Source organism: Parvularcula sp. IMCC14364, from assembly GCF_030758415.1.
Classification (GTDB): domain Bacteria; phylum Pseudomonadota; class Alphaproteobacteria; order Caulobacterales; family Parvularculaceae; genus Aquisalinus.
In genome coordinates this window covers 2,345,535-2,357,479 of record NZ_CP132334.1, presented here as the reverse complement: position 1 = coordinate 2,357,479, position 11,945 = coordinate 2,345,535, and the positions used below count along the sequence as shown (strand labels likewise).

The window sequence follows — 11,945 nt, the reverse complement described above, 5'->3', positions numbered from 1 at the left end:
TATTTTAAAAATAAGGCGTCATCTGGTCGGCGTTAGCGTGCTGCCTGAGCTGTTTTTACGAGCAGTTCAGCCTGATTGTGCGTACCCGTTTTGGCAAGGATCTGCTTCAAGTGCCAGCGTGCTGTCTCATAGGTGATGTCCAGTGCGTCAGCAGTTGCGCGCAGATTGTAGGATTCGGAAAATGATGTCAGCAGGGCCTGCTCCTTGGCAGACAGGCCATAGGTTTCAGACACCACGAACACGCCGGAAAGTGTTGGTGTCACTGGCAGGTCAACGCAGATGACGGCGAGATTGTCTGTCATGGTGCGAAGGCGCATCTGTGCAGCCTCGGGCAGCGGGCTGGCACGTAAAATCACAGGTGCATTATATCCGGGGTCTTTCAGCGGAAAAGCCTGGCCGATCCCCTCATGCAGTACGCTGTTCAGGGCAGCTTCCAGGCGGTTCTGGTCAGCGGGTGCGGCGGCCTGCAGGCGGTTATGGGTAACCTTCAGCACTGAAGTGCGGGCGGCTATAGTCTCTGCTGCATTATCCGGTCCCAGAACGCGGCCCTTGTCGTCCAGGATCAGTACCAGCCCTGGTGCCTGACCGGATATTTGAAGGCTTTCCCTGATCGCATGCTGGGTCAATTGCCAGTTCATCTTAACGGCATTGACCAGATGGGGGATGAGTGTCTGCAGCATGGCGCCCTGCGCTGGTGTGAAGGCGTCCTGTTTCAGTCTGCGTTGAAAGCCGATGGCAGACTGAATGCCGGCATTGTCATCCAGAATAGACACAAGTGAATCGCCGATATCGGCCGTGACCAAGTGATCGTGATAATACTCGGTATGCGTGATTTCAGAGATTGGTTTCAACTTCTGGACGTGTATGGCCGTGCCAGGCAGAACGCTCTGTAATGGTCCCCACCATGGATCCTGCCGATGATAAATTTCATTATAGGCTAGCAAGCGCTCAGGGTCATGATTGTGCTGGACTGTGCTCGCCATGACAGAAGAAGTGTCGCCCGTGACAAAAACGGCTTTGTCGGCCTCAAGCAGGCTGGAAATTGCTGCAAGTGCGTTGGGCCAGTGTTCGGGTGCCATCACTGCCTGATAGACGAGCGCAATCGCAGTATTCACTTCACTATACTTGTCCACGAATTCCCCGACTCGATGCTTTTTTGTAACATTATTATCAAGCTACTGCATCTGTGTGGCACGTCAGTATGACACTTTCATGAAGATTTCAAATACTAATTCGTGATGGGATAATATAACATACGGATTTTGTTGAGTAATTTTGCTTCTTTCAATGCGTATCATCGCTCAAAAAGCGGAATTTTTCATGTTTTGTTAAGAGCCTGATCCAAAAGTATCTGGGTGATTTCAACGACTTATGATTCTCTTTGTTTGCTTAAGACACGGAGGATCAGATGAGTTGGAATGAAACCACCCGCACATATTATGACCGCAGTTTCCTGCGCTATGCAAGTGATCTGACGGACGACGAATGGGCTTTGATTGAACCTGAAATACCTCTTCCAAATCGGATGGGGCGTCCTCGCAAGTGGCCGATGCGGGAGATCATGAACGCCTTGTTGTATATCGCGTCTACTGGCTGCCAATGGCGCATGTTACCAAGGGATTTCCCGCCTTTTTCGACGGTTCAGAAATATTTTTATTGGTGGCGTGATGACAGATTGCTGGAAAAGATCAATCACCGCCTGCTGTTTGAATGCCGCGAAGCACACGGCAGAAGCCCACACCCCAGCGCAGGTGTGATCGATAGCCAGTCGGTTAAAACCACAGAAAGTGGCGGTATTACTGGCTTTGACGCGGGCAAAAATATAAAAGGCCGCAAGCGGCATATTCTGACGGATACGGAAGGCTTTCTGGTGACAGCACTTGTGCATGCCGCGGATGTACAGGATCGCGACGGCGCACCAGCGGTGTTGATGGAAGCGCGAGACAAATTTCCATGGCTTCGCCATATCTTTGCCGATGGTGGCTATGCGGGAGATAAGCTAAAGCGCAAACTTAAAAAAGTCGGTCCATTCCGGATGGAAATCATCAAGCGATCCGATAAAATGAAAGGCTTTAAAGTCCTGCCCCGGCGATGGGTCGTAGAACGCACATTCGCATGGTTAGGGCGATCACGCCGTCTCGCCAAGGATTGGGAACGATGCTGGACCTCAGCTATCGCATGGCTATTCATGGCTCACATCCGTATCGCAACAAGACGACTGGCAAGAGCATGTTTCATATGAAAGACTTTTGATTCAGACTCTAATGGATTTGTTGCTACAGGTAACCTAGGCTCAGGACTCATTGATTGATCCAGAAGATTATCGTAGCTGCGATGCAGATGCTTGAGAAGTATGTGTGAGCACAGCGGTCATAGCGGGTGGCGACGCGCCGCCAGTCTTTCAGTCTTCCGAACATGATCTCGACTTTGTGGCGTTGTTTATAGAGAGTTTCGCAAAACTCCGCTGGATGACGCCGTCCTTTTCGCGGTGGGATGCAGGGCTGAATGTTTTTAGCGGTGAGAGCACTGCGAAACTCATCGCTATCGTAACCCTTGTCGCCGATCAGGGTTTTCGCGCCCTCCGGCAGTGCCGGATAGATCAGCTTTGCGCCGATATGATCGCTTGTCTGTCCAGCCGTCAGGCACATGATCAGCGGGCGTCCCATGTTATCGACAACGGCGTGAAGTTTTGAGTTCAAGCCGCCTTTTGTGCGTCCAATGTGCCTGGGAAAAGCCCCTTTTTTAAAAGGCTGGACGCGGTGCGATGGGCTTTCAAATGCGTGGCGTCAATCATCAGCGTTTCGGAAACGTCCCCTTGCGCAGACAGGTTCGAAAAGATGCGATCAAAAACGCCCAAGCGGCTCCAGCGGATAAAGCGATTGTATAAAGTCTTGTGCGGACCATATTCCTTCGGCGCATCACGCCAGCGCAAACCGTTGCGGATCACGAAGATGATCCCGGACAATACACGCCTGTCGTCAACGCGCGGAACACCATGGGATAAAGGAAAATACGGCTCAATCCGTGACAACTGCTCTTTCGATAACCAAATCAAATCGCTCATTGCAAAGCCTCCTTTGCAATCTTGAATCACCGTTCGTATCAGATCACAAGATTAATAGGTCCTGAGCCTAGACCATATTGATATTGATAATGACGATAACGTCTTCCAGACTGTTGTAACAGCTGCCGTATCCATTGGTGGTTTTGGTACCTATACAGTCACTTCAGATGGTGTCTGGACTTATGTTCTGGATAGCGAGAACGAAGATATAGCGGCTCTTTCTGGAGGCGAGACTCTCGTTGATACGTTTGAAATTCTGGCTGAGGACGGCACTTCCCAAACGGTAACAATCTTCATTTCAGGTGCCAAGAACCTGATTATTGGTACAGAAAATGCGGATGAGCTGAACGGATCCGATGTTGGTGATGATATTCGCGGCTTGGGCGGTGATGATATTATCAATGGTAATGATGGGCGTGATTGCATTGATGGCGGCGACGGCGATGACCGTCTGTTTGGTGGCCTTGACAATGATGAGATATTCGGTGGTGCCGGTTCTGATTTCATCGATGCTGGAGACGGAGCTGACTTTGTTGAAGCTGGCGGTGGTCGAGATGTGATCCTGGGTGGAGATGGCGCGGATCTGATTTTCGGTGGTGCTGGTGATGATGAAATTCACGGTGGTTCTCAAATCGACTTCATTGAAGGCAATGGCGGTCGTGACCTTATCTTCGGAGACAATGGTGCCGACTTCCTGTCTGGTGGTGGTGATCGAGATGAGATCCACGGCGGCCGTAATGACGACCATATTATTGGTGGTGATGGTGCTGATGTCATCTTTGGGGGTGAAGGTGATGACCTGATTGAGGGGCGCCGTGGCAGTGATACTATTTTTGCTGGTGAAGGTGATGACCAGATCATAGGCAATGGCCTGCGTGATACGATCTTTGGCGAAGAAGGCAGTGATAACATTCGTGCAGGTGGCGGAGATGATATTGTGTCCGGTGGCTTTGGCGACGATATTATCTCAGGTGATGCTGGGTCTGATGTCCTGGATGGTAATGAAGGAAATGACCTTATATTCGGCGGCGGCGGTAACGATACAATTAACGGTAGTGAGGATGATGATGAAATTTCTGGTGGGGGTGGAAATGACATCATCTCTGGTGGATCAGGTACTGATATCCTGACTGGCAATGGCGGTAGTGATACGTTTATTTTCACTATCGGCGATGAGCAGGACCTGATCACTGATTTTCAGGATGATGTTGATGTGCTTGATCTGCAGGGTTTCGGATTTGCAGATATATCTGACGTCACAGCGCAGATGTCTGAAGTAGATGGGGATGTGATCTTCGCTGATGGCGACGATATTGTAACCATTGAAAATATTACCATTGCAGCTCTGACAGACGACATCCTGTTCTAGGCAGCAACAATCAACTATCGATAATCCCTTTAAGGGCGCTGAGAAGTCAGCGCCCTTGATATTTTTTGTTCGTAACGCAAAACCTGGGCCGCAAAATCTTCTCTCGCGACTATTGAAATTGCTTGAAATAAACTGATTTTCCTGTATTCGAACGCCTTCAACTGACCAGGAAAGAGGTCCTTATGTTCGCCCGCTAATCGTGCGTTGTTTGCCCAGTCAACAACATGAACAGCGCGTTAGCCCAAATGTTGTGACAAGGAGAAACGCTGATGGCGCTTCGCGATCCCAGATTTGACGGTGATGTTATTCCCGTCTCTTTTGCCGGGACCTCCCCGGATAATGCAGACCATTTTATTGTCCGTGACGGTGTTGAGTATGCGGGCAATCATATCATTATAGATTTGTGGCAGGCATCGAGACTGGATGACGTGCCTTATATGGAAAAAGTATTGCGCAAGGTTGTTGAAACCTGCGGTGCAACATTACTCCATATCCATTTGCACCATTTCACCCCCACGGGTGTTTCGGGCGTTGCTGTGCTCGCAGAGTCCCATATCAGTGTTCACACATGGCCAGAGCGTCAGTTTGCTGCGTTTGACGTGTTCATGTGCGGGGATGCCAGACCAGAACTGGCTGTGCCGATATTGCAGGATGCATTTGGGGCAGCGCGTGTTGACGTGAACACGATCCGTCGTGGTCTGGTTGCGGAGCAAATTCGTGAAGCAGTTTGAAGAAACGCTTTACGATGCTGTTAGCCAGCAATTCCGCATTGATAAGCTGTATTTCGAGAGCAAAACCGATCACCAGCACCTGATGATTTTTCATAATGCCCAGCTCGGTCGTGTCATGACCCTTGATGGCGTTGTGCAGACAACCGAAGCAGATGAGTTCATTTATCACGAGATGATGACGCATGTGCCGGTATTGGCCCACGGCAATGCAAAACGGGTGTTGATCATTGGAGGTGGCGACGGCGGTATTTTGCGCGAAGTCTGTCGGCATAATATTGATCATGTGATGCAGGTTGAAATTGATCAGGCTGTTGTTGATATGGCAAAGCAATATCTGCCTAATCATTCAGCTGGTGCATTTGATGATCCGCGCCTCGATCTTGTTATTGCGGATGGTATGGAATTTGTCAGGTCAACGGATCGCACATATGATATCATCATAGTAGACAGTACGGACCCTATTGGCCCCGGAGAAGTTCTTTTCACAGAGGACTTTTATGCACAGGCCAAGCGATGTCTGGCTGATGGCGGGGTGATGGTTACACAAAATGGTGTGCCATTCTTTCAGCCTGATGAGCTGAAAAATACACATCAACGCCTGCAACAGCGCTTCAGGGATGCGCGATTTTACTGTGCGCCAATCCCAACTTATTATGGTGGCTTTATGTCTCTTGGTTGGGCAACGGACGACAGGGATTTATGTAAAGTCTCCGCAGAAGTGCTGCGGGGGCGTCTGGATCAGGCTGCGTTTTCCTGCCGATACTACACCCCCGAGATTCATGCGGCCTCGTTCGCTTTGCCGCAATATATGCGCGATATCTTGGTGAATTGATCTGATGGCTGATGAGCGGCCTGTGAAGGTTGGTAGTACCGATAATGAAGAGGCCTTGTATCGCGACCTAGCCAGAGAGTTTGGTACACCACTTCTCGTTTATGATCAGACTGTCGTAGAACAGCATTACAATGCCTTGAGTGAAGCACTGCCTGGAGTCAGATTATTCTACGCAGTCAAGGCATTGCCTCAGGCACAGGTTATTCAGACCATTGACCGACTTGGTGGCGGTTTTGATGTTGCGTCAGGTGGCGAAACGGATCTTTTGCTTGGTCTGAAAGTTTTTGGCCGACGTACAATACATACGCACCCAGTCAAGAAGGACGAGGAGATTCGCACTGCCCTTCGCTATGGTGTCACAACCTTTGTGATAGACAATACGTATGAGTTGGAAAAGTTTATCCCTTATCGCAGCCGTGTCGGGCTGGTCTTGCGGGTGAGTTTCCGCAGTCCCGGCGCGATTGTTGATCTTTCCCGAAAGTTTGGATGCAACCTTGCTGAAGTGTCTGCGATTGTTCGGCGCGCCAATGAACTGGGAGTGCATGTGAAGGGGCTTAGCTTTCATGTTGGGTCTCAGTGTACTGATGCCAATAAGCATGTTGAGAGCATAGAAAAGTGTAGTGCCGTCATGCATCAGTTGAATGCTGAAAGCAGCAACCTGATGAATGTGCTTGATATAGGTGGTGGTTTTCCAGCCGATTATGACCGGAAAGGCGTTCGTATAAGTGAATTCTGTGCGCCAATACGAAGGGCTTTAGCGGGTTTACCACCTGACTGGGATATTCTGGCGGAGCCGGGACGGTATCTGGTAGCTGCAGCCGTTACCAGCATCACATCTGTGGTGGGGCGTTCTGTCCGGGACGGGCTTAACTGGTATTACCTTGATGATGGGGTGTATGGATCGTATTCAGGTCAGATTTACGACCATGCCTGTTATCCGTTGCAGGTTTTTGGCGAGGGTGACCTATACAGAAGTGTGCTTGCTGGCCCCACTTGTGATTCCATTGATATCATTGCTGAAGATATCATGTTGCCTGCTTTACATACCGGTGACCTTGTGATTGGCCATGAAATGGGGGCCTATACTGCGGCAACGCGTACCCGATTTAACTCACTACCGGATGCAAGGTTTCTCGATCTTGCCACAAGAAAAGTCGTTGATTGAGAAGCATTGCATTAAAGCGACCTGGTGATGATGAGAGGTATTTTATCGCGCCACTGAACTTGGGCCCCTATCCCGAAAATAGTCTCGATCTGCGTTTCTGTAACAGTTTTGGCGGGGGGGCCATCGGCCATTATCTTTCCTTCTTTCATCCAGATCAGGCGATCTGAAAAACGCGCAGCAAGGCTGATATCGTGCATGATGACCAGGGCGCTGTTTCCTTCCCGTACATAGTTTTGGATCAAAGACATGATCTTGAGCTGGTGTTTTGGATCAAGTGCAGTGACGGGTTCATCTGCCAGCATAATGGGTGTCTGCGCAGCAAAAACTCTCGCACAATGAATACGCGCAAGTTCACCGCCAGAGAGTTGATCCGTAGGCCTGTCCTTCAAATGCTGGATTTCACATTTTGCGAGTGCATCATTGATTATCTCGGCATCATCGAGTGACAAGCGCCCCATGGTGCCACCCCACGCGAAACGACCCATGGCGACTGTGTCAATGACGCGCAACGGCCAGGCCAATGGCCTTGCTTGCGGTAGGTAGGCGATCAGTTTTGCGAGATCCGTATGCGGCACCTCCTTAACAGGTTGACTATCAATGCAGACAGAACCAGCTGCGATTGGCAGGAGCCCCAGTATGGCTTCCAGTAGGGATGTTTTTCCTGCTCCGTTGGGGCCTATAATAGCTGTCAGCTGTCCGGCAGTCTGGGTCAGGCTGACCTCTTTCAGGACAAACTGTTCCGCCTTTCTGGCAGAGACACTATCCAACTTCAGATCAACCATGATTGCTCCTTAGTCTGGAGGCAATCCAGATGAAAAGAGGCGCCCCAAAAAGCGCAGCAACCACGCCCAATCGCAGTTCGCTATTCGTTGGGATCAATCGGACACCAATATCAGCCAATACCAACATTATGCCGCCGAGTAGTGCTGCTGGCCAGATCGTTCGTGCAGGATCATATTTCATAAGTGGCCTGACCAGGTGGGGGGCGACAATTCCGACAAAACCTATCGCACCAGCTATCGCAACAGCTGCTCCAGTTAAGAGCCCTGTGCCAATGATCGTAAAAAGCCGTGTACGCCGCAGGTCCACACCCATACTGTGTGCGGTATTTTCGCCAAAGGCGAGCGCAGCGAAGTTTCGCTTTGTGATCAAGATAAAGACGAGGCCAATGGTCATGAAGGGGAGAATGAGGGCGATGTCATTGTAGCTACGGTTCGCAACCGAGCCAAGCGTCCAGCTGATCAATTCAGCTAGGCTGAATGGGTTGGGGGCAAGGTTCAGAAGTAACGCCATCAAGCCGCCGGCAAAACTGGAAAGACCAACGCCAATCAGAATAAGTGTTGTGATGGATGCATGGCGGAAAGCGGCAACTGAGAGCAGGGCTGTCGCTGACATCGCGCCGGTTATTGAAGCCAGAACCGGTATTAAAGGAGAGAAAACCGCAAGGCCGTAAAACAAGGTCAGTGTAGCGCCCAGAGTTGCGCTAGCAGAAACGCCCAGAACACCTGGTTCAGCCAAAGGGTTACGCAACAGCCCCTGTAATGCAGCGCCGCTCATGCCAAGTGCCGCACCAACAATAAAAGCTGCCATAGCCCGTGGTAGCCTGATTTCCCATAGTACAATTATATCCGCGGCTGTGCCGGTTCTCAAAAAAGCCCCAAGCAGTCTCTGCGGTCCCATCGCTGTGCTGCCGATCATACAAGCAGCCATTACACTGATGATAGCAGACAGCGCCAACCAGAATATGATGCTCCTGTCAGTCATTGGCAGACTTTCCGACGGGGGTCTGTGTGGCAGACAGCGCTTCAACCGCATTGGCGACAGGCCATGCAGCACAGGCCGTCCATGCACCAGGTAAATTGACAATCTTTATGTCAGCAAGCAAACGCTGCACTACAGGGTGCCTTGTGGGCGTCCAGATATCGCTTACCATATCGGATGTTTCAAAAAAACCGGTCGCGATTATGTCAGGTACTTCGTAGACCAGCTCTTCCAGTGGGAGGCTGCTCGCCCAGCCATTTTCTGTACGGAAGTTTTCATGACCTGACCGGGTAATAATATCATCAATCATAGTATTTTTGCCAGCCACAGCACCTTTTGATGTCAGGTATAATACGCTCGATATAGGCGAACCGTGCCTCGTCTTTGCAGGATTGTGTTTCAGTTGCTGAATGAGCGTGAGTCCGCGTTCTTCATAACCAAGAGCATTTGCAGCTTTGACGATGATAGTTTCAATGTCGGTAATATTGTTGGCGTAACCTATCTGGACAACCTGAATGCCCGACCTTTCAAGCAGACTGGTGATTGTTGCTCCGCCGCCATAACTGCGCACGACAACATCTGGTTGTTGAAGCAATATATCTTCCGCACGTGGCCTGACTTTAGGTAGGCCTTTTGCCTGCGCACGAAGATAGGAAAATGAGGCTTCAGAATCCGGAGAGAGGCCAATTATTTCTTCACGGGGGAGGAGCGCCATAACATATTGATCTGAGCAATAGTCGAGGCTGATGACGCGGCGCCTTTTGTCACCATCAGTATTTTTACCATCTGATCCTGCGCTACATGCACAGATCAAGATTATGAGTGCTGCACAGATAAAGCGCATGTCAGTTTACTTTAAGGCCAATAAAAAACTGGCTGCCCGGTTGCTGAAAGCCTGTAACATCTTCAATATCTGTGTCAAAAATATTCTCTCCCCGGAACGTCAGGGATGTATGTTTGCCCATGCGATAACTGGCGGTCGCAGAGACTGTCGTGTACGCGTCCAGGGATATATCTCGCTGGGGAAAGGAAAAGAATATGTCCTTCTGTTGGCCGACATAATCTGCCGCGAAGCCTATCTGCATCTTTTCATTGGAGGCAGGCAGCCAGTTTAAGCTCAGGCTTCCGGTGGTCCCGGGTACCCTTAACTCGGTTTCTTGCTGTTCATTTTCCGAGGAAAGATTTGTATAGGCAGCATTCAAAAGAAGCGATTCTTTGAGAGCCCATTCCAGACTGGTCTCAATACCTTTTCTTTTGCTCTTGCCATTCCGGTTCAGGGCTATCGATGTGAAATCAGCGTTGAAGTTTGTGAAAATCTCGTTTTCAAGTTCGGCTTCAAACCATGTCATCGAGAGACGTGCAGGGCCAATACTCTGGGTCAAACCGACTTCGTAGCTGCTTGATCTTTCAGGCTTCAGATCAGGATTCTTTAGAAAGTTGGCTGGAAAAAAACCAAACAACTCTGTGAAGGTCGGGTTTTTAATGCCTTGTCCTGCACCAGCACGTAAGCGTGTTGTCTTTGTCAGTTGGTAAGCGACACCGGCACGCCAGGTGTTTGCATTTTCAAACATATCGTCATTATTGTCATGCCGAGCAGAAGCCTGCACTGCCCAGCGATCCGTGTTCAGCAGCAGTTCGATAGCAGTACCTATTGTATCAAATGTCTGCTTCTGGTTGGCGTCCCCGAAAACAGTGTTCGCTGAAGTCCTCTCATACTTTTCGCTTTCGACGTCGATCAGTCCGTTTACAACAAGATCGTATCCGGAGGAGGAGAATGTGACAGATGGACTGTATGAGAGTCTTGCTCTTTGTCCTGTTGTCTTGTCATCAGTATTTCCCGAAGAAACATTATCCCTTTCAACACGGGTATATGAGCCTTGAATTTGATGACTGATATTCGTCCACTTACCTGACAGGACCACGCCGCTGGTAAGTTGTCTGCTGTCAGTCTGGGTATCTGTGTCTTCAAGTGTGCCGTCAAAATCTGTGTCGGCATCAGTCTCAACTTCATCTATTGCTATGCGCAGTAATCCAGTTGCAGACCAGTTTTTGTTTAACTCCATGCGGCTATTTGCCATGAAAGTTAAGCTTTCACTTCCATCCCTGGTGCCTCCCGTACCTGATGTATCCACACCATCTGTTTGAAACCCGGCTGTGCCCAGAGAGAGGCCGAGCTTTCCTAAGTCGATGAAGTGTCGCCCGGACGCGCGCAGGGTATTGTTTGAGCCTGTTTCGGCTGAGGCAGCGGTGCCGGGGGCAGAATCTGAAACCACATTTATCACACCACCAATAGCATCTGACCCATAGAGGGCAGACTGTTCTCCTCGAAGTATTTCTATGCGTGAGATGTTCAGGCTGGGCCATAAGCCAAAATCTGTTTCCCCTGTCACAGGATCAGATATTTCGATGCCGTCCAACAGTACCAGCGTGTGATTTGCTTCTGCACCACGTATTCTGACCTGCGTGAGGCCGCCCCGCGCACCAGCACGGGAAACGCCAATGCCAGGTGACGCCCTTAGCTGATCAGCAATGTAAGGAGCTTTGCGAATGTCCAGATCGTCTGCATCAATTACCGTGATGCTGACCGGCGTTTCTTCTATTGATGAAGGACGTAAGCCTGTGACGAAGATCTCATCTGTTTCGAAGGCGTGGCCAGCAGCTGAATAAGACCCCAGGATAAAAGGGCAGGCGAAGCATATAATCATGCGCAGCATCAATCTCTCCATACCAAACGACAGATGTCGCGGCGTTGAAGGCCTGCGCATGTCGGCACAGACAGTTCCACTCATGTCGCTGCAGAGGAAAAATCATATCCGGCCCCGGTGGCTATTCCCGGCCTGAGGCGAGCGACGTGATGGCAGGTTTCCTGGCTTGCGTCTTGATCATGCTTTGCCGCCTTCCCGAGAAACTCAGTGGCATATGGCAAGCACCTGTCGCTTACAGTTGCGGGTACAGCGCTGGCATCTCACCAGCTTCCCTCTTAGCCCCGTCAGGGCACCATCAGCCCTGTCATGAAGTTAATA

The 11,945-nt window shown here is 50.2% G+C and carries 11 protein-coding genes and 1 riboswitch; of the genes, 5 read left to right on the top strand and 6 right to left on the bottom strand.

The window, feature by feature from the left end:
• Window positions 1-32 precede the first annotated feature (32 nt).
• Window positions 33-1,133 (bottom strand): helix-turn-helix transcriptional regulator, encoded by a 1,101-nt coding sequence (locus tag RAL90_RS10945; RefSeq protein ID WP_306250526.1) that lies wholly within the window; start codon window positions 1,131-1,133, stop codon window positions 33-35.
• A gap of 275 nt (window positions 1,134-1,408) precedes the next feature.
• On the opposite strand from RAL90_RS10945, the gene RAL90_RS10940 reads away from it, so the two are divergent.
• Entirely contained in the window at window positions 1,409-2,242 is an 834-nt protein-coding gene (locus RAL90_RS10940; RefSeq protein ID WP_306249540.1) for an IS5 family transposase, read from the top strand.
• A gap of 58 nt (window positions 2,243-2,300) precedes the next feature.
• On the opposite strand, the gene RAL90_RS10935 is transcribed toward RAL90_RS10940, so the two are convergent.
• Window positions 2,301-3,064 (bottom strand): IS5 family transposase gene (locus tag RAL90_RS10935; RefSeq protein ID WP_306250504.1). Its coding sequence is split into 2 segments (ribosomal slippage): window positions 2,301-2,731 and window positions 2,731-3,064, totalling 765 coding nucleotides; the frame shifts between segments, so codons are not numbered across the junction.
• A gap of 61 nt (window positions 3,065-3,125) precedes the next feature.
• On the opposite strand from RAL90_RS10935, the gene RAL90_RS10930 reads away from it, so the two are divergent.
• From RAL90_RS10930 to RAL90_RS10915, 4 genes are all read left to right on the top strand, one after another.
• Entirely contained in the window at window positions 3,126-4,433 is a 1,308-nt protein-coding gene (locus RAL90_RS10930; protein WP_306254054.1) for a VCBS domain-containing protein, read from the top strand.
• A 269-nt stretch (window positions 4,434-4,702) separates the two neighbouring features.
• On the top strand, window positions 4,703-5,164 hold the full coding sequence (gene speD, locus RAL90_RS10925; protein WP_306250524.1) for an adenosylmethionine decarboxylase: 462 nt from the start codon (window positions 4,703-4,705) through the stop codon (window positions 5,162-5,164).
• Window positions 5,151-5,996, top strand: coding sequence for a polyamine aminopropyltransferase (gene speE, locus RAL90_RS10920; protein ID WP_306250521.1), 846 nt, complete (start codon window positions 5,151-5,153; stop codon window positions 5,994-5,996). The genes speD and speE overlap by 14 nt, the downstream gene beginning before the upstream one ends.
• A 4-nt stretch (window positions 5,997-6,000) precedes the next feature.
• Entirely contained in the window at window positions 6,001-7,161 is a 1,161-nt protein-coding gene (locus tag RAL90_RS10915) for a type III PLP-dependent enzyme (RefSeq protein ID WP_306250519.1), read from the top strand.
• Window positions 7,162-7,172: 11 nt separating this feature from the next.
• Here the strand turns inward: RAL90_RS10915 and RAL90_RS10910 are convergent, their stop codons facing one another.
• The 4 genes from RAL90_RS10910 to RAL90_RS10895 form a co-directional block, all read right to left on the bottom strand.
• Entirely contained in the window at window positions 7,173-7,943 is a 771-nt protein-coding gene (locus tag RAL90_RS10910; RefSeq protein ID WP_306250517.1) for an ABC transporter ATP-binding protein, read from the bottom strand.
• Window positions 7,936-8,871: an iron ABC transporter permease gene (locus RAL90_RS10905; protein WP_306254053.1), complete on the bottom strand. Its 936-nt coding sequence runs from the start codon at window positions 8,869-8,871 to the stop codon at window positions 7,936-7,938. The genes RAL90_RS10910 and RAL90_RS10905 overlap by 8 nt, the downstream gene beginning before the upstream one ends.
• Window positions 8,872-8,917: 46 nt before the next feature.
• Entirely contained in the window at window positions 8,918-9,637 is a 720-nt protein-coding gene (locus RAL90_RS10900; protein WP_306250516.1) for an ABC transporter substrate-binding protein, read from the bottom strand.
• Window positions 9,638-9,767: 130 nt separating this feature from the next.
• Window positions 9,768-11,636: a TonB-dependent siderophore receptor gene (locus RAL90_RS10895; RefSeq protein ID WP_306250515.1), complete on the bottom strand. Its 1,869-nt coding sequence runs from the start codon at window positions 11,634-11,636 to the stop codon at window positions 9,768-9,770.
• Window positions 11,637-11,760: 124 nt separating this feature from the next.
• A riboswitch (cobalamin riboswitch) is annotated at window positions 11,761-11,939 on the bottom strand.
• Window positions 11,940-11,945 lie beyond the last annotated feature (6 nt).

Bases quoted from the DNA above. Each gene is read 5' to 3' on its own strand.
- RAL90_RS10940 (WP_306249540.1), top strand. From the start codon at position 1,409: ATGAGTTGGAATGAAACCACCCGCACATATTATGACCGCAGTTTCCTG.
- speD (WP_306250524.1), top strand. From the start codon at position 4,703: ATGGCGCTTCGCGATCCCAGATTTGACGGTGATGTTATTCCCGTCTCT.
- RAL90_RS10915 (WP_306250519.1), top strand. From the start codon at position 6,001: ATGGCTGATGAGCGGCCTGTGAAGGTTGGTAGTACCGATAATGAAGAG.
- RAL90_RS10910 (WP_306250517.1), bottom strand. From the start codon at position 7,943: ATGGTTGATCTGAAGTTGGATAGTGTCTCTGCCAGAAAGGCGGAACAG.
- RAL90_RS10905 (WP_306254053.1), bottom strand. From the start codon at position 8,871: ATGGCTGCTTGTATGATCGGCAGCACAGCGATGGGACCGCAGAGACTG.
- RAL90_RS10900 (WP_306250516.1), bottom strand. From the start codon at position 9,637: ATGGCGCTCCTCCCCCGTGAAGAAATAATTGGCCTCTCTCCGGATTCT.
- RAL90_RS10895 (WP_306250515.1), bottom strand. From the start codon at position 11,636: ATGCTGCGCATGATTATATGCTTCGCCTGCCCTTTTATCCTGGGGTCT.